Raw genomic sequence first — 22,075 nt, 5'->3', positions numbered from 1 at the left:
CTGTCGGATTTATTTACGGCAGGGGGAAATTAAATCGGACAATTTTAAGGATTTTTTAGAGAAAACAGGCTTTAAACTGTCCGAAAATTGCAATAAACCGTGTTTAAATTTAAACAGACAGGTTTTTGTACAAATTACTACGGCTATATTTATGATTAATTAACACAAAATGGCCGAAAGGTTGTATATAAATTAATCTACCATTGTAAAACCAATTATGAGTCGAACTAAGTTAAATGCCTGGTTTTTTATGTTGATAGCGGGCTCAATTATAACCGCCTGTGGTCAGCCTAAAACTAAACCTCAGCCTGTGTCAAAAGATATTTCAAAAACTGCAGTACAGGTAGCGGGGAAAAAAGATAGCGTGTTCAATAATCCGCAAAAAAACTATGGTACAGCAACTGTTCCGGATCCCTGCGTAAAATGCCTGTTACTGGTAATACAGGAAAGTAAAAGCTTTAAAGATAATACAGGCAGTTTATCGTCACGGGATATAAATTATACCGTTAATTGGGTAAAAGCGTCAGATCCAACTTTAAAGCCCGATACCAGTAACAGTACTAATGCTATACGGATTGATGTAAAGAGAATAGAAGAAGGTGAAGACAAAATGCTTGTTTCATACGTGTACARTAATACTGATGGTACTATGTACGTAATCAACAACCAAAACAAACCGGAGCATGCAGTATCAAGCATTACCCCCGAATTGTTGAAACAAATCCGCAACAGCTGTTACTGGGGTGTGGCTTCGGGCAAGTGAGATTATTAAATGTGCAAATATGCAGATTACAGATGTGCAGATGGTTTTTTGATGTTCTGATCTGAAACTCAATCCAAAATATCCGATGAATCTGTTTATTCCCGGTTAAGACGAAATAAAGCAATAAAAAAGCGATGAGTACAAACCCATCGCTATAATTCTATAATTTTCACCGGCAACGGGCAACCCGCCAACCGCAACAACCTAAGTTGTATAACCCAGAATCTTCAACACCTGCTTGCTGTTCTGTTCCTCGCCGAAAACCTCGAAATTGAATGTTTCATCGCGGTTGCGGCGGATGATCACATGCTTAGGTGATGGCAGCAGGCAGTGGTGTATGCCGCCGTAGCCGCTTAATACTTCCTGGTAAGCGCCCGTGTTAAAAAAGCCCAGGTATTGTACCTTACGGGTTTTAGGCATAAATACGCTGTTCATGTGCGCTTCCTGGTTGTAATAATCCTGGCCATCGCAAGTAATGCCGCCAAGGTTCACGCGCTCATATTCGCTGTCCCAGTTGTTAACCGGCAACAGGATGTATTTTTGGTTCAAAGCCCAAACATCGGGCAGGTTGGTGATGAATGATCCATCAAGCATCAGCCAGCGCTCACGGTCGTTTTGTTGTTTACGGCCCAATACTTTATACAGGATGCCCGAAGCTTCTGCAACTGTATACTTACCAAACTCAGTAATGATATCCGGTTCCATGGTATCGTGCTCTGCACAGATCTCTTTAATCCGGCTCACAATTTCGTTGATCATGTACTCATAATCAAAATCGAAAACCAATGAATCTTTAAACGGCATCCCGCCGCCAATATCAAGCGTATCAAGTGCCGGGTTTACTTTTTTGAATTTACAATAAAGCGTTACATATTTTTCCAGCTCGTTCCAGTAGTATGGCGTATCAGAGATACCGGAATTGATAAAGAAGTGCAACAGCTTCACCTGGAAGTTGGGGTTGTCCTCTATTTTATTATGATAAAAATCGATCACATCCTCCATACGTACACCCAAACGCGAAGTGTAAAATTGAGAGTCGGGCTGCTCTTCAGCAGCTATACGGATGCCCAGGTTACAAGGGGTGTCCATCTCAATTTCATCATCATAAAGGTTAAACTCTTCCTTATTATCCAATACCGGGATGATGTTTTTAAAGCCATCATGCAGCATATCAATAATATAGGTTTTGTACTGGAAGGTTTTAAAGCCATTGCAAATTACCGTTACATCCTTGTTCACGGATCCCTTTTTTTCAAGAGCATCAATCATCGGCATATCAAAAGCTGATGATGTTTCCAGGTGGATCTCGTTTTTAAGGGCCTCTTCAACAATATGTTTAAAATGCGAGCTTTTGGTGCAATAACAGTATTTATAGCTGCCGCGGTAATTATTTTTAATAATAGCCTGCTGAAATAGCAGCTTTGCCTGCTGTATCTTTTTAGATATCATGGGCAGATAAGTGAAGCGCAGGGGGGTACCGTACGTTTCAATCATCTCCATCAAATTAAGGTCCTGAAAGTATAGCTCATCTTCGATGATCTCAAAACCATCCTGTGGGAAACCTACGCTTAAATCAAGAAATTCCTGGTAACTCTGCATCCTTAAAAAATTTGGGGCAAAAATGTGATTTTTAAACGGAATAAACCGCTATTTGTTGGGATAAAATTTATAGTCTGAATGTAATTTGTTTGTACGCTATAGATCAGGATTCATAAACCATGGTAGGTGAGATGGAAATTCGCTATAATCTATAAACATCGATTAAGAACTTAATGGCAAATGCACCTCTGCCATCATACACCTGGCACTGCCGCCTCCATTGGTTTCAATAGTGTTGATATCAGCATAAACCAACCTGCCATATTTTTCCAGTGTAGATTTTTGATCCTCATCCAATGCATCAAAAGCGTTTTTCGACATTACGATCAGCGTTTCACCTTTATTGTTTTTCACTTCCAGCATATTACCCGCAAACTGGTTCATTTGTTCAAAGCTGATAGAGACTACTTCTTTTTGAGATGATTTGAGTGATTCTAAAACCGTAATACGTTCATGCGGGTTTGGAATACTATCGGCACAAATAACCGCGAATTTGCTGCCCACGCACATTAAAACATTGGTGTGGTAAATGGCTTTGCCACGCTCATCTGCTGCTTCAAAGCTAATGGCTGTATAGCCGCTTTGCGCACAAAAATAGTTCAATACATCCTTGTCTGTACGTGGCGACAGGCAGGCGTAAGCGATTTTATTTTGCCTATCCAGCACCATACTGCCGGTGCCCTCCAAAAACCGGTGATCTGCCTCAAAACGACTAAGATCTATTACATGGGCAACTTTAAATTTGTCTTCAAGGGTGGCTATAATATCTTCCCGTCGTTCCAGTCTTCGGTTTTCGGCCTGCATGGGGTACAGGAAAACGGTGCCATCATTATGGAATGATATCCAGTTGTTAGGGAAAATAGAATCGGGAGTATAAGGCTGCGGCGTATCGTTCACTACGGTAACACTTACGCCGTTATGTTCCAGTGTTTTTACAAAGTGATCAAATTCGGCAAGAGCTTTATCCTGTACAGCCTGCTGATCGGTGTTACGTTTCTGAAATGTATTGCTTTCGGCAGTTTCTTCATTAAACCCGAAGTTTACCGGGCGAATCATTAATATGTTGCTGGTAGATTGATTCATTTTTTTTTAGTCATTTATTTTGTCTGAACCGGAATTTCTCACAGGTATTTGTTCTTTATTGGTGTTCAAGAGGTCTCTGCCGTTAAACGAATTAAGGAATTTCCAGAATTCAAATGCAGCTAAAATTCCGGTCATTCATAAATTCGTTTAATTCAGGTTCAGACAACCTTATCCCTTAACAATGGCATACTCATACAATGGAAACCACCGCGAGCCCTTGAAAGTTCTGCCGATGGCATTAAAATTAATGTATCGGTTAAAGTTTGTGGATCAAGCTCTCCGGATTCAAATTTTTGGAGCAGGTCGTTCACCCGTATTACCTCAAAGCCGCTTTGTTTAAAGGCTTCAACGGTTTTGTCGTTACGGTCATAGCCTAAAACTACGCCTTCTTTTAATGCAAGCAGGTTGCAGGAGTCAGTCCATTGTTCGCGGGCATCAAAAGGGAAGGTGTTATTACCCGAATAGATAAACTGTGTTTTTCCGCTGCTTTGCAGGTCTTTTTCGCTGATGTCTGATAGCAGGTCTTCAAGGCAGGCAATTGTTTTTGGTTTTTTACCTTTCCTGAACTGTACTATCTCTGGCTTTTCCTTTGATTTTTTATCGGCGAACCATGACATAGGCTCTTGTTCTTCCAAAGGCGCCTCGGCAACGGCCAGGGAACGCAGCAACACCCAGGTATTGCGCTTAACCTGAGTAAACACGGTATCAATGTGCATATAATCGCGCTTATGCGGAATTTTTACAATAGTTACCTTTTTTACCACATCATTGTCAAACAACAACTTAATGGCTTCATTGGCCCCGCTGATGGAGGTGCGCTCGCTGCAGCCTATTAACAAATGCTGCGGACTAACCATCATCACATCCCCGCCCTCTAAAGTAGTTTTGCCCTGGCTATCTTCTCCCGGGCGTAAAAAATGCTGGGCCGTTTCCGGGATCTCTAAAATATTATTCTGATAATCAGCAAACAGCGGGTGATTAAAAAATATGTACCGCATCAATAAGGTTTCGCGGAAGCGGGCTTTTTTGGCCGGCTTGTTCAGCAACATGAAATTGTTTACCGCTATACCCAAATCCCGTGAAAAAATAAGGTTTGGAATAGGAGCGAAGATCATCTCTTCGTTAATTAATGATCCAGATATGAATATTTTGGCCAGCTCTACAGGGTCGGTATCTATCAGTTGTTGTTGCAGGCGGTAGTTGCAGCTCTCGATGGCGCAAACCGATGCCACCAGTTTTTTGCGGATATCCGGCTGCTGTAAAATATCGGCCAGCAGGGCCTGTATTTCGATGACTTTGCTTGATGCGTGGAAGTTTTCATTGTCGGGTTTAAAAAACAGGCGGTCGTAATCGTTTTCAACCTGTTGTAGTTTACCCTTTATCTTACCCGGATCTAAAAAATAGAGTAATAGCTTTACGTAATAATCGTACTCGTTGCGGCGCATGGTATCCAGGTGTACAATATCTTCAAACAGCCAGTCCTGTGCTTTTGAAGGCACAACTTTCCCCAAACCGCTATCGGGGCTATGGATAAGCAGGGTACGGAGGGTGCCAATTTCGGATGTTACATCTATTTTAAAATCTTGATTTGTAAGTGTCATAAACGAGGATAATCAAACACAAATCTATCAGAAATTAACTTAGAAAAGATAGTGGGTAGTTAAAATTGATACTTGGGTTTATATAAAAAGAAATATTGATTATAATTGAATATGGAAACAAAATCAGAGCTGACGTTTGCGGGAATATTAATTGCCGTTCGGGAATTATCTGAAGACCAGCGTGCGATTTTGAGGGAGGAGTTAAGAAAGCCTCTCATTAAACCAACCCCAAACGCTGAAAAACATATGCCAGGCGAGCTAACTGATTTTCAAAAACTACTTTTAAACGGACCGGTGATGACCGATGAACAATATGCTGAATTCAGGAAAAGAAGAAGATGGAAATAAGAAAAAGTAACGATTAAGTCTTTACTAATTATAGTCGGGTTTATCAGACCTAAAACAAAAATATGTCACAAGAAATATCGAGCTTTTGGAATTGGTTTAAAGACAATAGCAAGCAGTTAGCAGCTTTAAATGCACCCAATATTGATGAGGATGAAAAGGATCTTTTACTTGACGCGATGTTGGAGGTTTTACATCTATATTGCGACCAATTATACTTTGATATAGGAGGGGAGCATGGCGAAGCCCAGGAACTGGTTATTACAGCAGAGGGAAAAGCCGATTACTTCGACAAGGTAGAAGAGTTAATTAGTGCCGCCCCTGAAATCCCAGGCTGGTCATTTACTGCATTTATGCCACCTCGGGATTTAGAATATACCAGCATTTTTGAAGATGTGGAGCTCAAACCATCTGAAATGTGGTTTTTGCCGCTTAATAATAACAAGGAGCCAAAATCAATAGGGCTAAGGATTTGCCTGCCCAACTACCAGTTGGTTAACAATAGTAAGTGGTTGAAGGCCGCTGTGTATAAAGTGCTTGATACTGTCTTGGGCGAAAAAGTATTTGCGTTAGATGTTGATTATATAGAAATTGAAGGGATGCCGCCTGGCAAGCCTGAAGATTTCGGGTTAATTGAACTTGAAGATTTGTTGGGTTTTGTTAAGTGGAAGAAAAAAAAGCTTGCTGCTTTATAAGGTCTTTATACTCCACTTAAATTTATTACAGCCAGTATCCTCAATTTAATTAATTTTGCCGCATGGATTTTATTATTGATGCGGCCGTTAAAGCGATTAAACATCTGTACCAAACAGATGTGGCGCCGGCAGCTATAGGCTTACAAGAAACCCGTAAAGAATTTGAGGGGCAAATCACCATAGTTACTTTTCCGTTCACCAAATTCTCGCGTAAAGGACCCGAGCAAACCGGCGCCGAAATAGGAGAGTATCTTAAAAATGAATTGAAGGAAGTATCTGCTTTTAATGTAATTAAAGGTTTTCTTAATATTTCCATAAGCGACGAGTATTGGATAGACCAGCTTTATAATAAGATTTTGCCGGATGATTTCGCGTTAGCAAAACCAAACGGACAAAAGGTAATGGTGGAGTATTCATCGCCTAATACCAATAAACCACTGCATTTGGGTCATATCCGCAATAACCTTTTAGGTTTCTCTGTGGCGCAAATATTAGCTGCAGCCGGTTACGATGTTGTTAAAGTAAACCTGGTGAATGATAGGGGCATCCACATCTGTAAATCGATGCTGGCCTGGCAAAAGTTCGGCAATGGCGAAACGCCGGAGTCATCTGGTTTAAAAGGTGATCATTTGGTGGGTAAGTATTATGTGTTGTTCGATAAAGCTTATAAAACCCAGATAGAGGAGCTAAAAGCCGAAGGCCAAACTGAGGAAGAAGCAAAGAAGAACGCGCCGTTTATAAAAGAAGCACAGCAAATGCTCCAGAAGTGGGAAGCAGGCGATGCCGAAGTAATAAACCTGTGGAAAACCATGAACGAATGGGTTTATGCAGGATTTACTGAAACGTATAAACAACTTGGTGTTGATTTTGATAAATACTATTACGAATCAAATACCTATTTATTAGGTAAGGATATTATTGAGGAAGGTCTGCAAAAAGAGGTTTTCTTTAAAAAACCGGATGGTTCTGTCTGGATCGACCTTACTGCTGACGGGCTGGACGAGAAACTGGTTCTACGTTCTGATGGTACATCGGTTTATATTACCCAAGATTTGGGTACTGCTCAATTAAAGTACAACGACTTTCACATAGATAGATCCATCTACGTGGTTGGTAACGAGCAGGATTATCATTTTAAAGTATTGTTTTTGATCCTGAATAAGTTAGGCAAAGCCGGTGCAGGCGGCTTGTTCCATTTATCATACGGAATGGTTGATCTTCCATCGGGTAAAATGAAATCGCGTGAGGGAACGGTAGTGGATGCCGATGACCTGATGGCAGAAATGGAAACTACTGCAAAAGAGCAAACCGAGGCCATGGGTAAGGTTGACGCTTTTACAGAAGAGGTTAAGCTTGCTTTATACCATACTATTGGCATGGGGGCGCTTAAATATTTCCTGTTGAAGGTTGACCCTAAAAAGAGGTTGCTGTTTGATCCTAATGAATCGGTAGATTTCCAGGGGCATACAGGGCCATTCATCCAGTACACTCATGCACGCATTAAGTCGGTACTAAGCAGGGCCGAATATCAGCCCAATAAAAATATCGAAATAACAGAATTGTCTGGCGTTGAACGCGATCTGATTGTTTTGCTAAGCCAATTTCCAACTGTAATAAAAGAAGCAGCAAATGGTTATAGCCCGGCAGTTATTGCCAATTATGTTTATGAGCTGGCCAAAGCGTACAATAAATTCTACCACGAAAAATCAATATTGCAGGCCGAGGATGAAGTATTGAAGCAGTTCCGTTTGCAGCTATCAGCATCATCAGCCAAAGTGATCAGCAAAGCGATGGCGCTGCTTGGTATTGATGTGCCGGAACGTATGTAAAAGCCCCCTAACCCCCTGAAGGGGGAACATTAGCTAATAATGAAGTCCGATTTTTTCGACTCGCGCTTTGTTGTGTAAGTTGATTCTCCTTTAAAACTCCCCCTTCAGGGGGCCGGGGGGCTTAGATTTGGTGAACTTGTTTGCTACCACCAACTCTTTGCTGCCTGCTGTGTACTTGTAAAAGCCGCTGCCGCTTTTTATTCCCCGGTGGCCGGCCATAACCATGTTTACCAGCAAAGGGCAGGGGGCGTACTTTTGGTTGCCGAAACCATCGTACAAAACTTTTAATATAGCCAGGCAAACATCCAGTCCAATAAAATCGGCCAATTGCAGCGGACCCATCGGGTGGGCCATGCCTAATTTCATTACGGTATCAATTTCTTCTACACCGGCTACACCCTCGTACAGGGTATAAATAGCCTCGTTAATCATAGGCATTAGTATACGGTTGGCCACAAAACCAGGGTAATCGTTTACCTCAACCGAGTCTTTATCCAGTGTTTTGGCCAATTGCATAATGATTTGTGTAACCTCATCGGTTGTGGCATATCCCCTTATCACCTCTACCAGTTTCATAACCGGCACAGGGTTCATAAAATGCATACCTATTACATTGCCGGGATTTTTGGTTACGGCGGCAATTTCGGTTATGGATATAGATGATGTGTTGGAGGCCAGGATCGCCTCATCGGCACAAATATCGCTGAGTTGCTTAAATAGCTTAAGTTTTATTTCGCGGTTTTCGGTTGCAGCTTCAATAACCAGGTTGGCGGTGGCTGCTCCTTCTCTTATGTCGGTATAAGTTTTTATCCTGCTTAAAGTATTCGCTTTGTCCTGTTCGTTAATGCTGCCTTTTTTTAATTGACGATCGAGGTTATTGGTTATGGTTTGTATCGCTTTATCTAATGCAGGAGCGTTAATATCAACCAATGATACCTCGAAACCATGTTGCGCAAAAACGTGGGCAATGCCGTTACCCATTGTTCCGGAGCCAATAACAGTTATATTTTTCATCGTTTACCGGGTTATATAAATGCTAAGTTGGGCTAAATTATTTGCTTTGCCAAGTATAAATCAGGGTTAAAAATTGATAAGCGCCGTTGCTTTAATGATCGATTTTTTATTGATGGGATCATACACCGGTATCTGCCCAAGCTCGGTAAGGCCGGAGTAATTAAGGATATAACTTTTTGAATAAATATCCTTCGCGCCGTTAAATACTATACCCATAACCGGGATGTTATACACCTTAAGGGCATGTAATGACAGCAAGGTATGGTTGATACTACCAAGATAGTTTTGCGATACTACAATCACCCTGGCATTGAGCTGCCTGATAAGGTCGATCATTAAAAAATTATTATTGAGCGGAACCATTAACCCGCCGGCTCCTTCTATTACCAATTGGTTATCGGTTTCGGGTAAAATGATGTTTTGGATATCGATAGTAATTTTATCTATCGCTGCCGATTTATGGGGCGAAAATGGCTGGGTTAAACGGTAAGCTTCTGGATGAAACCTGGTAGTTTTATTAGATATAAGGCTTTTAACTTTTAAAGTGTCGCTGTTGTCCAGATCGCCCGATTGAATGGGCTTCCAGTAGTCTGCCATTAGTTTCTCGGTTATAACTGCCGATACAATGGTTTTACCTATCCCGGTGCCAATGCCGGTAATAAATATAGGTTGTTTAACGGACATTAATAAAATTGTTTATAGTATTGGTAAGCAAATTTAATTCATTTAATGTATTAAAGCTATGCAGGCATATCCTTATTCGCTCGGTTCCGGCGGCTACTGTAGGGCTCAAGATAGGCCTTACGTCTAAACCGGCCGATTGTAAAGTGTCCGCCATTTTACGTGCATTATCATTGTTTTTTAAAATAATACATTGAATGGCACTATCACTTTGAAGCAGGGGGGCAGCTTCTGATTGTTCAATGTGCTTTTTAAATACGGTGATATTTTTTTTTAGGCTGAGGATCTCCTCATCTGCAGAATTTAACAGCTGATAAGCCATTTTTATCGATGCTAAATTATGGAAGGAAGGGGCGGTGCTATAAATAAATGGCCTGGCGAAATTAACAAGGTATTCCCTGATTAGGTTACTTCCTAAAACAATGGCTCCGTGGCAGCCCAAGGCTTTACCAAAGGTGACTACCGAGGCAAATACCCTGTTTTGCAAACCCAGCGCATTCACCAAACCTTTTTTATATAAGCCAACTGCATGTGCTTCGTCAACAATTAACTGGGCATTGTATTTTTCTGTAATATCAAGGATCTCCTTTAAGGGTGATGAATCGCCGTTCATAGAATAAATACTCTCCACAATCACATAACAGTTGCCTTTAGATAGCTTTAATTTGGCCTCCAGGCTCCCGGTGTCGTTATGCCTKAAACTATACCGGTTGGCATAGCTTAAGCGCGCTCCGTCAATGGCAGAGGCATGTATCAAATCGTCAAGAATAATGGTATCGCCGCGTTGTGCCAGGGACGACAGCAGGCCGAGGTTGGCATCGTAGCCGGAGTTGAATAGTAAACCCGCGTTATAGCCATGAAATGTTGCTATTTCCTGTTCAAGACTTTCGGCATATTGAAGGTTACCCGAGAGCAGCCTTGAGCCTGTGGATCCGTTTAAACTTAAGGGGTATTTTTTTACTTCTGCTTCAATCCGTTCTTTTAAAACTACCGACCGGGCAAAACCTAAATAATCATTCGAGCAAAAATCAATAAGGCTATTTTCGGGCTTTAGTGTTCGGTATATACCTGATGATCGCCGTTCATCGAGTTTGTTTTGAAGGTATTTGCTGGCTAAAGTCAATGTATGTTTTTTGTGTAAAAATAAAAAAAGCGGCTCATCGCCGCTTCTTTTGTCAGATTAATTTTGGGAGCCGCCTCCGCCGCCGCCGCCCTGTCTCATCCTGTCCATCATATCTTTTTGAACTTTATCAAAGGCAGTAGCCTGTTCGGGTGTTAAAATGGCTTTAATTTTATCGTTGGTAGCTTTTCTCATTGGCATCATGGCGCTTCTCATGGCTTCCCTGTCGCCATTGGCGGCAGTTCTTACACTATCCATTTTAGTTGCCTGCTCTTTATAAACAGCCGTTACCTTTGTGGTTTGATCGTCAGTTAACTTTAATTGTGTTTGCAGATCTTTAGCCCTGTCTTCGGGGCTCTTTCTCATGCCGCCACCTTGTGCATGGCTTACTGCTGCAATCCCCATCAGGAAACAGCACATCAACAGAAATTTTTTCATAGCTCTTTTAAATTTAATTTACGTTTTAATTGTATGATAAAGATATATCGTAAAGGTTTAAAAAAGCTGATGTAACTTAATTGTTGCTTTGCTGTAAGTTTGATATCGAGCGCTGCATCTGGGCCATCATATTGGTCAGGCTTTCCATGGTAGGCTCGGGTGTTGGCTGCGGTAACTGGGTTGATATATAGCCTTTTGCCTTCCATATCTCCAATACGTCCTCGCCGTTTATTTCGTAAGGTTCGTAAACCGGGTTATCTGATATCAGCTTTAATTTTTTATGGTCTTTAAATTTGTTACCAATACGCTTGTATACAACACCGTCGTCTTTTGATATTACCACGTAGGTTTCGCCTGGTTTAACATCTGCCCAATTCTCCAGGTATTCGGCTATAATAATGTCACCGGATATAATAGGCAGCATCGAATCGCCTTTTATTTCAAACGCCCGGTAAGTACCCTGTTTAAACATGGGCAAATAAAACTTGGGCAGTTTGGCAACATATTCCGGATCGGCATAACCGTTTAAATAGCCGGCGCTGGCTTTAAGCGGTACCATTTCAATATTTTCGTTATCCTCTTTATCAACAGAAATACTCAGTACGCGCAGGTTAGCAGGGTTGCCTTTAGGCTTTGGAGCCCATTTTTCGTTGATAGTTTCGTTAATAAAATCATCAATGCTAATGTCAAAGTATATTGCTAATGCTTTTAGTAACTCGTATTTTGGCTCTGCACGTTCTTCTTCGTAAGCACCTACTAATGAACGTTTTATACCCATTTCGTCAGCGAATTGCTGTTGGGTAATTCCCTTCTTTTTGCGAAGGAACTTAATATTTTGTGAAATTATTGACATAAAATTTGCATTTGCTAAATTTATTAGTAATTTTATGCTCATAAAGTTAGTAATATTTATTCATTCACCAAAATTTTTATCAAAAAATGAAACGTTTTGTATATATCATCACCGACAGAAACAGGAAAAATCTACATGTAGGCTTATGCTCTGACCTGGTAAAAACACTGCAGTTTTACAGCGATATGCCAACTTTGTTTTTTGACAGCGCACAGCAGCTTAATCGCTTAGTGTATTTTGAAGAAATAAATACCGAGGAGCAGGCCATGGAGCGCTTTAAAACAGTAAGTACTTTTACAAGGCCTCAAAAAGAAAAAATGATCAGACCTGTTAACCCCGACTGGGTAGATCTGACCATTGGTTTAAAGTTCGAGAGCGGGGTTCGTGTAAGGCCACAATTACGCCCATCGGTAAATGCTAACAGGAGAACTATTGCTTTTTAATAAATTTTAAAGCGCCCGAGTTCATGCAATATCTTTTGCCGCCACGGTTGGCAGGGCCGTCGTCAAATACGTGACCAAGGTGCAAGCCTGTACTTTTTTCGATAACCTCGTCCCGGCTCATGCCGTAACTGTTATCGGTAACTACGGCAACTTTTTTGGGGTCCACGGCTTTTACGAAGCTTGGCCACCCTGTACCGCTATCAAATTTATCCTCAGAGCTGAATAATACTTCGCCTGTGGCAGCGCTTACATAAACGCCCTTTTCGTGGTTGTTCCAGTAATCGTTTTTATAAGGTGGCTCGGTGCCACTCTCAACCATAATATAATATTGGTTTGGCGTAAGCGTTTTTTTCCACTCCGCCGCTGGTTTGCTCAGTTTACGTTTTGCCTGCCCATTGCTGTTTTGGCAGCCAAAAGCTGTTATAATACTTACTATAGCTATTGCAAAAATTAATTTTCTCATTCCCTTATTCATTTTAAGTTTTGTTGTTTGAATTATATGGATTAGTCGTAAAACTTAGCTTATCCTTACAATCTATTATACTTAAAATACGAAATAATATTTCGGGTGGATTGTCATCCGCGGGTCCAATTATATAACCCTGGCTTTGGGTAATAATACTTTATTTATTACATGAAGCATGCCGTTGTTTTGTTCAATATCAAAACGGTTAATGATACTTTCACCGCCATTCTCATCAACTAAAACAATATTACGGTTAGCATCAATTTTAGCGGTCAGTTTACCGCCGGCAAGGGTGGTGAATGTAGCTGTTCCCTTATTTTTGGTTATCTCCTTTGCAATATCTTTTGCTTTTAATCGCCCGGGAATAGCATGATAGCTAATGATACTGGTAAGCTCCCAAACGTGTGCAGGCTGCATCAGCGAGTCGACCTTGCCATCAGGTAAATTCAGAAAAGCACTATTAACGGGTACAAATATGGTAATAGGCCCCCGGCTTTGAAGCGTACTTTGCAGGCTGGCTTTACTCATCAAATCGTAAAACGTGGACAGATCTTTGGACAAGGCGATATTTTTAACAATATCATTGGCCGGCAGCATGTCATCACCGGCAATAATTTTAAGCGGACCTATAGCCCTTGGATTTATGGAAGCTATAGGGCCTTGCGCAAACAGCATTGATCCAAATAACAGCGTAACAATAAGCAATATTAATTTTTTCATACCAAATTGATTATAGGTTCATAACAGTTAACTGTTTTTATTGATTTAGGTTTTAAATAAGAGGTTGAGGCTACATTTATTTGAATAAAATGTAGTGGATGCATTATATTTTTAATAGCCCTCTTAATTTCTATTATCATCAGGGTTGTTCATTAAATAATTTCCCCGGATTCAGTGTCATTTGGCTTAAGCGCTTTTTGATATTTTTCCAGTTATAATCACTTTTAAGCATTTCTATATTTTCTTTAAAATTGATATCAATGTGGTAGTCTAACGCCTTAATCACCATAGCCGGGTTCCTGGACGCATACTTTTCTTCATAAGCATTTATCATATCTGATAGCGTAAGTGTTGAAGCAAGATAAGCAATGTCTATAAAATCTTTCAGTCTTGTTCCGTTGCCAACAATCGCATTGAGTTTCATGGCGGCTATATCAGCAGGAGCAGCCATGCGTATCTCACTAATAAATACCAATGGTTTTACCAAAGGATATTTATGTGCAATCAGGTCAACTTTTACACCTTTAATTTCCCCTTTTAGTGTATTTCCTGATTGATAGTCCAACTGAAAATTATACTTGTTTTCAAGCTCCGAAAGTACGGCGTTATCGTCAAAGGAATCAGTAGTAAATAAATCAAGATCAATACTGATACGATGACCGATCTGTAAAGCAAGTGCTGTACCGCCAACAAGAAAAAAATCTTTCAGGAGATCATCCTGCATTAAAGTCTTTAAGAGTTCCAGTGTTGTGTCACTAACTGTTTCTTTTCGTAGCATTTCATTGAAGTTAAGGGAATGCCGAACTGATGGCTTACAAAGTTCATGTCTTTATCATTGAGATAAGCCAGGCTTTTAATTGCTGATTTGACACCATCAACCCCATATAGGTTTAATATGAAATACCAGTCATTTGGCCATCCCCGCTCAATCACTCTTTGTATTACTACGTTGCGCATATCCTGGTAATCAAAATCCGCCATGTTATATTCCCATAATAACTTTGGATTCAGTGTTGCTCCCGGAAACTTTTTAAAGTCGTCAAAATACATTTTTTTGCTTTTTTAAGCTATTCCACAATTAAGCTGTTATGCAAAAATACTCAATATCAAGGTTAAAGACAATTTATAAAATCAGGGTTTACCAATGGATTTCTGCAAATTGTTTACCATCCCGGCGTAAAGCCTAACCCAAATACAGGTTTGGCTACATCGGTACGGTTAAACGGAACAGCCAGGTATGGCTCCAATACAAATGCTCCAAATACGTTTATCCTTAACGATATACCCGCGCTTAAAGCAGGTACGCGGCCATAAGTTGTATTAAATACCGGGTTGCCGCTGCCGTCAACTGTTTGGTTACCGTTTTCATCAAGCACCGGGGTTTGACCTAATATAGGTGGGTTTTTCCGGAAATAAATATGATCGCCTGCATTCCAGGCTAAACCTGCATCAAAAAACAAGTTCAGATCGGTAAACAGGAATTTTGACTTAATCTGGGCCAGCTTTTCTGGTCCGGTAAATGGCAATCGTGTCTCGAAATTAAATACAGCCATCCTGCTTCCCGATAACTGATCGATATTAAATCCGTTGGTAGCCTTTTTATTGTTACTGTAAAATGTTTGCCCCTCGTACCCCCGTATGTAAAACGGATAACCTATAAATAGCGGGTATATACCGTTTGAATCGCCAAAGCGGCCATATCCAAAAAAGCGGGCTGCAAATGTTACCGGTTCTACCCGTACATATTTCCTTAGATCGATAGTTGGTGAAAAGAAACGGTAGGTGCCAAAATTATACCCCGCCTCGAGCCTGTACCTGAAACCATTTAAAGGCGCTGTCACTCCAAAAAAGGAATTATCGCCTACCAATGCGGTTGATAACTGGAAAAGCGAATATGACTTTAAATTATAATTTAACAAGGCGCTCTCTTCACTGTTTGGTACCTTCTTTTTATCAGAGTTGATATAGGTATACTGTAGTGACTTGTTGCTTTGTGCATCCGTAATTGTATCTATTTTATAAGTATCGCTATAGCGATCAACGCGATAGGAGTTATATGAAGCGCCGGCACTTACTTCAAAACGGGTTGTTTTGTTAATAGGATAGGAGGTGAAAACCTTGGCCGCATCCTCAAAATTGCGGATGATATCGGTATTTTGTGATAGTACCGTAACGTTTTTACCACCTACATTTTGCGTAGGGAAAGTTTGGGTTTGCAAACCGAACAAGTAAGGGATGTGAGAAATCCCTGTGCCCAGGTTCCAGCGTCCTGTTTGATTTACATACGTTACAGCCGCTCCTGAATCATAGATCTGGCCGTTTACGGATGCTGCGGCAAAAATCTGGTTACGACCCAATATATCGCTGAATACGCCCTGGATGCCGCTGGACAGGCTTGTGCCATAAAAACTACTTACACCAACCCCAACGCCGCTTCCTGCCAAATAATCAAGCTTAAACTTAGGGCGATAGGGGATCTCCCTTACCGAGTCGGCAGGGATTTTCTTATAAGCCAGGAAATTGTTTAGGTTTGAATTGATCAGGTCGACACCTACAGCTTGTGGCGGCGGCAGCATGGCTGCGCTAAAATCAACCGCCTGTGCCTGTAAAATAACCGGTTTAAATTCGGAAGCTTTAGCGTTATACAGCGCATATTTTTGGGCACGGTAATAGGAGTAAACCACATCATCATTAGCGGATATACTTAACGCAGGCGAGAATTCTGTGATGCCGCAGATGCCGGTGAACAGGTTAGTCATTTGTTCAACCTGGCCACTGCTGATCGTGTAACGATACATGTTACGGAAACCATCCCTGTTTGACAGGAAATAGATCTGGGTGCCATCGGCAGAATACTGGGGGTTTAAATTATTAGCTCCGTTAAATATTTTAAGATCAGTTACTTTTCCGCTGGCAAGGTCAAGTTCGGCCAGGTTAAAAGTGATAGCCTGCTCTAATGATTGATCGTAAGTTGATCTGTCACTCGCGAAAATGACTTTTTTACCGTCCCTGGAATAAGCAGGCTGGTAATCGGTGTATTTATCATTGGTGAGCTGGGTGATTTTTTTGGTATCGAAATTATAGGAGTACAGGTCGCTCTGCCCTTCAGACAAGCCTGTAAACACCATATCCTTACCATTTGGCGACCAGGAAAGGTTGCTAAACTGTTCAGCCTTTTCCATTGATACATCATCAAGCGTACGCCCGCTGCTTACATCAATTACCTCCATCCGGTTACGGCCTTTGCTAAATACGCTAAATGCAAACCGCTTACCATCCGGAGACCAGGCGCCTGCCGATTCGATAAAGTTAAATTCGTCTATATGTGTGTTTGATACCTTGCTCGTGAGCTTTCGTAAAATCTTACCTGTTTTGGCGTCGGCAAGGTAAAGATCAATGCTAAATAAGCTTTTGGCTGATAAAAAAGCCACATATTTACCATCGGGGCTTACGGCGGGAGCAACCACCAGGTCGCCGCCATTTTCTTTGTCTACCAGTTTAATTCCTACGGGTTTTTGTGTGGTATCTTTTAAAAAGGGCTTATATGTTGTTTCTATCGAGTTTTTCCAGAGACGGGAAAGCGTTTTATCGTCATATCCAAAAGTGCGCCTGATACCATAAGCCAAGCCGTATCGTGCTGTGTTTTTAAAGAAAGGTACAATAACGGTATCGCCATAGGTGGACCCTAAAAACGACCAGAATGCCTCGCCATAACGATAAGGAAAATACTTGTTGCTTTCCGTTAGGTCGCGTACCGAAGGGATATCATGGTTCAGGTAGGCATCACGCATCCACATGGCCGTGTATGAATCTTTTTTACCTAACGACAGGTATTCCGCCATACCCTCAATCATCCATAGGGGGATATTGTTGATGTTTTCAAAGGTTTCATTTTCTCTTCCCAACAAGGCATGGTATTGAAACGCGTGAACCAATTCGTGCCCGATAACATGACGGGTCATTTGGTTGGTTTCCATCATTGGCATCACCACGCGGTTTTTTAGTCCTTCTGTAATACCACCGGTACCTACGCCAATTTCGCCATCAATAGCTGTGGTTTGCTGAAAATCGGGATGATTTGCATATAAAATTATAGGGTTGGCAGTTTTAAACGTATCCTTAAAAACCTGCTGATGCAGGGTGTACCACAATTCGCTTTCCTGGGCAAAACGTTTGATCATGCTATCATTTTTGATATAATAGTAGATTTCGAAATGCGGGGTTTTATAAACTTTAAATTTGAGGTTTTTATACCTTACTTTATTTTGACCGAAATATTGCGCCTTTGCACTGTTACTGATAAGCAGCAAACTAAACAGGCATATAAATATTAAGGTGAACTTTTTAGCTGTATTTAAAAATGAGTAGGTTTTATTCATAATTTAACTAAATAGATTACGGCTAATTTAAATATTAATTGCAGGCTATTGTAGTATGCAATTAATATTAAAAAACTTATACATACGCTACCATTTCCCCGGGACCCATTATTTTTGATTAACAGGAGTCGTTTCAGGGTTTTCTGGTGTAGTAGTAGTTGGTGGAGGTATTACGTTAGTGGTATCAATAGGGTTGCTTGTGCTATCTGTTTCTGTGGTATCGGCAACAATATGCGGCGATGGGCACTGATAGCTTTTGGTGATTTTGCTCCATGGTTTTGGGAACGGGCCGTAAGTATAGCCCGATTTAGGGTCGGCATAAACCTTTTCCATAAAGCGCCCAAAAATAGGGAGTGCGGTATGGGAGCCTTCACCTGTTTCTGATGTGGTAAAGTGTACACTGCGGTCATCAGCGCCAACCCAAATACCTGTAACCAGGTCTTTAGTGATACCCATATACCAGCCGTCAACGTAATCAGATGATGTACCGGTTTTGCCGCCTATCTGGTTATTGTCTTTTTTCCACAAACCAGGGTATTCCCATAGGGCCTGTGAAGTGCCGCCCGGCTCTTCCATACCACCGCGGAACATGTAAAGCATTAGCCAGGCTGTTTCTTCGCTCAACACTTTTTCTGTTTTTAATTCAAATTCATCCAGCACATTTCCATCCTGATCTGTGATTTTGGTAACCAGCAACGGATCGATCTTTTCACCCTTGTTAAGGAATGTACTGTAGGCCCTTACCATTTCATAAACCGAAACGTCATTTGAACCCAATGATACCGACGGAACCGATTTTAACGGACTTTCGATGCCGCATTTGTGGGCATACTGCACAATTTTATCCCAGCCAACCTTTTCGGTAAGCTGCGCGGTAATGGAGTTTACAGATTTGCCCATGGCCCAGCGTAATGACATTTCCTGGTACGAGAAATGAAAATCGGCATTGTTTGGCTGCCATACTTCGTCTTTCCCGTTATCCTTGTATTTGATGGTTACCGGCTGATCGGTAAATTTATCGCAGGGAGTAAAGCCGTTATCAAGGGCGGTTAAGTAGGCAAATGGCTTAAATGTTGAGCCAGCCTGCCTGCGCGATTGGTTAACGTGATCATAATTGAAAAAGCGATGGTCAATACCGCCTATCCATACCTTTATTTTACCTGTTGATGGCTCCAGAGTCATCATGCCCGTATTTAATATTTTGGCATAGTATTTAATAGAGTCGATAGTTGAAAAGGTGGTGTCCTGTTCGCCCTTCCAGGTAAAAACGGTCATCCTTTTTTTTGTTTTAAAATACTCGTTAATCTTCACCGTATCGCCGCCGTACTTTTTATTCAGCAGGTTATAAATAGGCAGTCTTTGCTCGTTTTTCAGAATAAAATCCTTGATCTCGACACCTTTGGAATCACGCCAGGGGTTTTTATTGCCCCAAAGATTATTGAAACGTTTTTGCAGCATCTTCATTTTTTCGGCAACGGCTTCTTCGGCATATTGCTGCAGGCGCGAATCAATGGTAGTATAAATTTTTAAGCCATCCTCATAAAGGTCGTAACCATTTTCTTTACACCATTTATCCAGCCATTTTTCAACCGCGCGGCGGATATATGAATCACCATGCGAATCCTGCTCCACATAGCTCAGATCAAGTTTGATAGGCGATTGGATACTTGTATTGTATTGATCTTTGGTGATGTAGCCATATTTCTCCATCTGGCTTAAAACGGTATTACGGCGTTCGGTAGCACGTTCGGGGTTGCGGATGGGATTGTAATTTGATGTAGCCTTCAGCATCCCAATTAGCAAAGCTGCTTCGGCAGGGTTAACCTGGTCGGGCTGTTTGTTAAAGTATTTTAACGAAGCCGTTTTAATGCCGTAAGAGTTATTGCCGAACGGGACTGTATTAAGATACAAAGTAAGGATTTGTTGCTTGGTGTAAACGTGCTCAATTTTAAAAGCGGTAAGCCATTCTTTACATTTATATACAATTGTGCGGATAAATGGTACGTGTTTGATATAACCTTGCGATTTACGTTTACGGGTTTCGAACAGGTTTTTTGCCAATTGCTGCGTAATAGTACTGGCCCCGCGGCGATCGCCCTTGGCGGTGGAGAGCAAACTGGTAATAAAGGAATAAAAATCGACACCATGGTGACTGTAAAACCTTACATCTTCTGTAGAGATGAGTGCATTTACAAGGTTGGGGGAGATGTGTTTCAAATCAACAGGAGAGCGGTTCTCTTTGTAGTATTGCCCTATTAATTTACCATCGGCAGTGTAAACTTCAGATCCCACGGACATTACAGGGTTTTTAATGTCCTGCATGTCAGGAGAGTACCCCGAAAGCCATAGGAAGTTGAGCTCGATAGAGCAAAAGAAGATAATAATGAAGTATATAAATATGGCTATGAACCTCAGAAATCGGTTTCGTATTCGTCTGAACATTGGGTAAAGATGTAAAATTATGGCGCTAAATCATAGCCCCAAAACAAATATTAATATATGCTGTTTTCTTAAAAATTAAAGATATACTCATCATCCGCCTTCTTACCTGGTAAAGGCGCAAAAGCATTCTTTATTGTAAATTGATTGTGGCCCCATTTTGGTAAATGTAAATAATATTAGTATTGAATAAAATGCAGGTATCGGTTAAAATAAACAGCATTATAATAAACGCAATTTTAACACCTAAATTTTATGTTAACAATGCGTAACGCAAATTTTTTATCATGAGTAATATCGTAAATAAGTTTAAGGTTGATAACGGCAAGACTTTTTCACTTAAAGACTTTGACGCCGGTTACTCGAACGGTTTTAATAAAGAGAATGCCAAAACTACTTTAAAGAACCTGATAGCAGAAACATTCGACGTTCAAACAGAGCTTTACGCAGCTAATAGATATGCATTGCTTATTATTTTCCAGGCGATGGACGCTGCCGGTAAGGATAGCGCCATAGCTCACACCTTATCAGGCCTAAACCCCAGGGCTTGCCAGGTTTACAGTTTTAAACGACCCAGCGAGGAAGATTATCAACATGATTTTTTATGGCGACATTATCGTTCATTACCTGAGCGAGGCCGGATAGGAATCCACAACAGGTCGCATTATGAAAATGTGCTGGTAACCAAAGTAAACCCCGAACTTTTACTGAATGAGCATTTGCCCGGAATAACCGATGTTAAAGACATTCATCCAAAGTTTTGGGAAAAACGCTACGAAAGCATTCGTGCATTTGAAAGCCATTTGGTTGATAATGGAACTGTGATCATTAAGTTTTTTCTGAATGTTTCCAAGCATGAGCAAAAGGTACGTTTTTTAGAACGGATAGATGATCCGAAAAAGAATTGGAAGTTTGCAGCGGCAGATATTGAGGAAAGAGAAAAGTGGAGCGATTATATGGAAGCTTACGAAACAGCTATCAAAGAAACAGCCACTAAAAGTTGCCCATGGTATGTGGTGCCTGCAGATAAAAAGTGGTTTACCCGGATAGCTATTTCATCCATTATCCTTGACACTTTAAAGGGGCTGCATTTGAAATATCCGGTGCTGGCTAAGGAGGAAAGGAAAAAGCTGAATGAATCGAAAAAGTTGCTGGAGAATGAGTAAGAAAAGATTTACGAAGTTCGTTAAGGGCTTGGCCGTTTAAAACTTCGTAAATCTGTAAATGGTATTTATATACCCGAAAAAACCGACTGTGCCGGTTCTCCAATCAACGGCATCGGTTTTCTTTGCCCACCGATTGCCCCAATCAGGCCAATTACCCAAATTACAAAAAGGGCGACTCTTATCAGCCAAAGTATTGTTAAACCAAAGGAGGCACCCGGTGAAAATAAAATGGCGCCGGCAGCATAAGAAACAACAATCGAAACCAGGTGGAAAAGCAGGGTTTGCCTCATCTGGTAACTTGCAAGGGCGGTTTTATTATTCTGGTAAAGTGCAAAGTATGCGATAAGCCACCCTACAATAGTAAAGTAGCTAATGATGCCGGCTAATTTGCCGTCATCTTTTGTTGACAGGTCGTCCATATGATGAGGTTAATTTAAGTGA

Annotated in this window: 21 protein-coding genes; 6 read left to right on the top strand and 15 right to left on the bottom strand. The window is 41.1% G+C overall.

Going from position 1 to position 22,075, the window contains the following annotated elements:
* Positions 1-217 precede the first annotated feature (217 nt).
* The gene (locus AC1DO4_RS25580) at positions 218-763 is read left to right on the top strand and encodes a hypothetical protein (RefSeq protein ID WP_477420587.1); all 546 of its coding nucleotides are present in this window, start codon (positions 218-220) and stop codon (positions 761-763) included.
* 204 nt (positions 764-967) lie between these two features.
* Here the strand turns inward: AC1DO4_RS25580 and AC1DO4_RS25575 are convergent, their stop codons facing one another.
* The 3 genes from AC1DO4_RS25575 to AC1DO4_RS25565 form a co-directional block, all read right to left on the bottom strand.
* Positions 968-2,362 carry an arginine decarboxylase gene (locus AC1DO4_RS25575; RefSeq protein WP_477420585.1) on the bottom strand — a complete coding sequence of 465 codons (1,395 nt, stop codon included), beginning with the start codon at positions 2,360-2,362 and terminating at the stop codon, positions 968-970.
* Positions 2,363-2,524: 162 nt separating this feature from the next.
* Entirely contained in the window at positions 2,525-3,445 is a 921-nt protein-coding gene (gene ctlX, locus AC1DO4_RS25570) for a citrulline utilization hydrolase CtlX (RefSeq protein WP_477420583.1), read from the bottom strand.
* 158 nt (positions 3,446-3,603) lie between these two features.
* Complete coding sequence (locus AC1DO4_RS25565; RefSeq protein ID WP_477420581.1) at positions 3,604-5,046, bottom strand: arginine deiminase family protein; 1,443 nt, start codon at positions 5,044-5,046, stop codon at positions 3,604-3,606.
* A 111-nt stretch (positions 5,047-5,157) separates the two neighbouring features.
* On the opposite strand from AC1DO4_RS25565, the gene AC1DO4_RS25560 reads away from it, so the two are divergent.
* The 3 genes from AC1DO4_RS25560 to argS all read left to right on the top strand — a co-directional run bounded on the left by AC1DO4_RS25560 (position 5,158) and on the right by argS (position 7,915).
* Complete coding sequence (locus AC1DO4_RS25560) at positions 5,158-5,394, top strand: hypothetical protein (RefSeq protein WP_477420579.1); 237 nt, start codon at positions 5,158-5,160, stop codon at positions 5,392-5,394.
* A gap of 62 nt (positions 5,395-5,456) precedes the next feature.
* Positions 5,457-6,086, top strand: a complete 630-nt coding sequence (locus AC1DO4_RS25555; protein ID WP_477420577.1) for a hypothetical protein — start codon at positions 5,457-5,459, stop codon at positions 6,084-6,086.
* Between the two features lie 62 nt (positions 6,087-6,148).
* Positions 6,149-7,915, top strand: coding sequence for an arginine--tRNA ligase (gene argS, locus AC1DO4_RS25550; protein WP_477420575.1), 1,767 nt, complete (start codon positions 6,149-6,151; stop codon positions 7,913-7,915).
* 90 nt (positions 7,916-8,005) lie between these two features.
* Here the strand turns inward: argS and AC1DO4_RS25545 are convergent, their stop codons facing one another.
* The 5 genes from AC1DO4_RS25545 to AC1DO4_RS25525 all read right to left on the bottom strand — a co-directional run bounded on the left by AC1DO4_RS25545 (position 8,006) and on the right by AC1DO4_RS25525 (position 12,021).
* Complete coding sequence (locus AC1DO4_RS25545) at positions 8,006-8,929, bottom strand: 3-hydroxyacyl-CoA dehydrogenase family protein (RefSeq protein WP_477420573.1); 924 nt, start codon at positions 8,927-8,929, stop codon at positions 8,006-8,008.
* A gap of 66 nt (positions 8,930-8,995) precedes the next feature.
* On the bottom strand, positions 8,996-9,613 hold the full coding sequence (bioD, locus tag AC1DO4_RS25540) for a dethiobiotin synthase (protein ID WP_477420571.1): 618 nt from the start codon (positions 9,611-9,613) through the stop codon (positions 8,996-8,998).
* The gene (locus AC1DO4_RS25535) at positions 9,603-10,733 is read right to left on the bottom strand and encodes an aminotransferase class I/II-fold pyridoxal phosphate-dependent enzyme (protein ID WP_477420569.1); all 1,131 of its coding nucleotides are present in this window, start codon (positions 10,731-10,733) and stop codon (positions 9,603-9,605) included. Before AC1DO4_RS25535 ends, bioD begins: the two co-directional genes overlap by 11 nt.
* A 57-nt stretch (positions 10,734-10,790) precedes the next feature.
* On the bottom strand, positions 10,791-11,168 hold the full coding sequence (locus AC1DO4_RS25530; protein ID WP_477420567.1) for a hypothetical protein: 378 nt from the start codon (positions 11,166-11,168) through the stop codon (positions 10,791-10,793).
* A gap of 76 nt (positions 11,169-11,244) precedes the next feature.
* Complete coding sequence (locus tag AC1DO4_RS25525; protein ID WP_477402227.1) at positions 11,245-12,021, bottom strand: XRE family transcriptional regulator; 777 nt, start codon at positions 12,019-12,021, stop codon at positions 11,245-11,247.
* 86 nt (positions 12,022-12,107) lie between these two features.
* Here AC1DO4_RS25525 and AC1DO4_RS25520 point away from each other — a divergent pair, with 86 nt between their 5' ends.
* Positions 12,108-12,464 (top strand): GIY-YIG nuclease family protein, encoded by a 357-nt coding sequence (locus AC1DO4_RS25520; protein WP_477402228.1) that lies wholly within the window; start codon positions 12,108-12,110, stop codon positions 12,462-12,464.
* Here the strand turns inward: AC1DO4_RS25520 and msrB are convergent.
* From msrB to AC1DO4_RS25490, 6 genes are all read right to left on the bottom strand, one after another.
* Positions 12,451-12,927, bottom strand: a complete 477-nt coding sequence (msrB, locus tag AC1DO4_RS25515; protein WP_477420565.1) for a peptide-methionine (R)-S-oxide reductase MsrB — start codon at positions 12,925-12,927, stop codon at positions 12,451-12,453. The two genes, AC1DO4_RS25520 and msrB, sit on opposite strands and share 14 nt — an antisense overlap.
* Before the next feature lie 129 nt (positions 12,928-13,056).
* On the bottom strand, positions 13,057-13,650 hold the full coding sequence (locus AC1DO4_RS25510) for a fasciclin domain-containing protein (RefSeq protein WP_477420563.1): 594 nt from the start codon (positions 13,648-13,650) through the stop codon (positions 13,057-13,059).
* Positions 13,651-13,789: 139 nt separating this feature from the next.
* Positions 13,790-14,428, bottom strand: coding sequence for a nucleotidyl transferase AbiEii/AbiGii toxin family protein (locus AC1DO4_RS25505; protein WP_477420561.1), 639 nt, complete (start codon positions 14,426-14,428; stop codon positions 13,790-13,792).
* Positions 14,383-14,700 carry a DUF6922 domain-containing protein gene (locus tag AC1DO4_RS25500; RefSeq protein WP_477420559.1) on the bottom strand — a complete coding sequence of 106 codons (318 nt, stop codon included), beginning with the start codon at positions 14,698-14,700 and terminating at the stop codon, positions 14,383-14,385. Before AC1DO4_RS25500 ends, AC1DO4_RS25505 begins: the two co-directional genes overlap by 46 nt.
* A gap of 113 nt (positions 14,701-14,813) precedes the next feature.
* Entirely contained in the window at positions 14,814-18,029 is a 3,216-nt protein-coding gene (locus AC1DO4_RS25495) for a TolB family protein (RefSeq protein ID WP_477420557.1), read from the bottom strand.
* Positions 18,030-18,137: 108 nt separating this feature from the next.
* Positions 18,138-20,471, bottom strand: coding sequence for a penicillin-binding protein 1A (locus AC1DO4_RS25490; protein WP_477420554.1), 2,334 nt, complete (start codon positions 20,469-20,471; stop codon positions 18,138-18,140).
* A gap of 284 nt (positions 20,472-20,755) precedes the next feature.
* Here AC1DO4_RS25490 and AC1DO4_RS25485 point away from each other — a divergent pair, with 284 nt between their 5' ends.
* Positions 20,756-21,634 (top strand): polyphosphate kinase 2 family protein, encoded by an 879-nt coding sequence (locus AC1DO4_RS25485; RefSeq protein WP_477420552.1) that lies wholly within the window; start codon positions 20,756-20,758, stop codon positions 21,632-21,634.
* A gap of 65 nt (positions 21,635-21,699) precedes the next feature.
* On the opposite strand, the gene AC1DO4_RS25480 is transcribed toward AC1DO4_RS25485, so the two are convergent.
* On the bottom strand, positions 21,700-22,053 hold the full coding sequence (locus tag AC1DO4_RS25480; RefSeq protein ID WP_477402238.1) for a magnetosome magnetite crystal formation protein family: 354 nt from the start codon (positions 22,051-22,053) through the stop codon (positions 21,700-21,702).
* Positions 22,054-22,075 lie beyond the last annotated feature (22 nt).

The organism is Mucilaginibacter sp. P5_A6 (assembly GCF_056400585.1).
The sequence above is the reverse complement of the archived record's forward strand: the minus strand, read 5'-3'. Positions and strand labels throughout refer to the sequence as shown.

What these genes read in the sequence shown, in the direction of transcription:
- AC1DO4_RS25575 (WP_477420585.1), bottom strand. Translation starts at nt 2,362, where the DNA reads ATGCAGAGTTACCAGGAATTTCTTGATTTAAGCGTAGGTTTCCCACAG.
- ctlX (WP_477420583.1), bottom strand. Translation starts at nt 3,445, where the DNA reads ATGAATCAATCTACCAGCAACATATTAATGATTCGCCCGGTAAACTTC.
- AC1DO4_RS25565 (WP_477420581.1), bottom strand. Translation starts at nt 5,046, where the DNA reads ATGACACTTACAAATCAAGATTTTAAAATAGATGTAACATCCGAAATT.
- AC1DO4_RS25560 (WP_477420579.1), top strand. Translation starts at nt 5,158, where the DNA reads ATGGAAACAAAATCAGAGCTGACGTTTGCGGGAATATTAATTGCCGTT.
- AC1DO4_RS25555 (WP_477420577.1), top strand. Translation starts at nt 5,457, where the DNA reads ATGTCACAAGAAATATCGAGCTTTTGGAATTGGTTTAAAGACAATAGC.
- argS (WP_477420575.1), top strand. Translation starts at nt 6,149, where the DNA reads ATGGATTTTATTATTGATGCGGCCGTTAAAGCGATTAAACATCTGTAC.
- AC1DO4_RS25545 (WP_477420573.1), bottom strand. Translation starts at nt 8,929, where the DNA reads ATGAAAAATATAACTGTTATTGGCTCCGGAACAATGGGTAACGGCATT.
- bioD (WP_477420571.1), bottom strand. Translation starts at nt 9,613, where the DNA reads ATGTCCGTTAAACAACCTATATTTATTACCGGCATTGGCACCGGGATA.
- AC1DO4_RS25530 (WP_477420567.1), bottom strand. Translation starts at nt 11,168, where the DNA reads ATGAAAAAATTTCTGTTGATGTGCTGTTTCCTGATGGGGATTGCAGCA.
- AC1DO4_RS25525 (WP_477402227.1), bottom strand. Translation starts at nt 12,021, where the DNA reads ATGTCAATAATTTCACAAAATATTAAGTTCCTTCGCAAAAAGAAGGGA.
- AC1DO4_RS25520 (WP_477402228.1), top strand. Translation starts at nt 12,108, where the DNA reads ATGAAACGTTTTGTATATATCATCACCGACAGAAACAGGAAAAATCTA.
- msrB (WP_477420565.1), bottom strand. Translation starts at nt 12,927, where the DNA reads ATGAGAAAATTAATTTTTGCAATAGCTATAGTAAGTATTATAACAGCT.
- AC1DO4_RS25510 (WP_477420563.1), bottom strand. Translation starts at nt 13,650, where the DNA reads ATGAAAAAATTAATATTGCTTATTGTTACGCTGTTATTTGGATCAATG.
- AC1DO4_RS25505 (WP_477420561.1), bottom strand. Translation starts at nt 14,428, where the DNA reads ATGCTACGAAAAGAAACAGTTAGTGACACAACACTGGAACTCTTAAAG.
- AC1DO4_RS25500 (WP_477420559.1), bottom strand. Translation starts at nt 14,700, where the DNA reads ATGTATTTTGACGACTTTAAAAAGTTTCCGGGAGCAACACTGAATCCA.
- AC1DO4_RS25495 (WP_477420557.1), bottom strand. Translation starts at nt 18,029, where the DNA reads ATGAATAAAACCTACTCATTTTTAAATACAGCTAAAAAGTTCACCTTA.
- AC1DO4_RS25490 (WP_477420554.1), bottom strand. Translation starts at nt 20,471, where the DNA reads ATGTTCAGACGAATACGAAACCGATTTCTGAGGTTCATAGCCATATTT.
- AC1DO4_RS25485 (WP_477420552.1), top strand. Translation starts at nt 20,756, where the DNA reads ATGAGTAATATCGTAAATAAGTTTAAGGTTGATAACGGCAAGACTTTT.
- AC1DO4_RS25480 (WP_477402238.1), bottom strand. Translation starts at nt 22,053, where the DNA reads ATGGACGACCTGTCAACAAAAGATGACGGCAAATTAGCCGGCATCATT.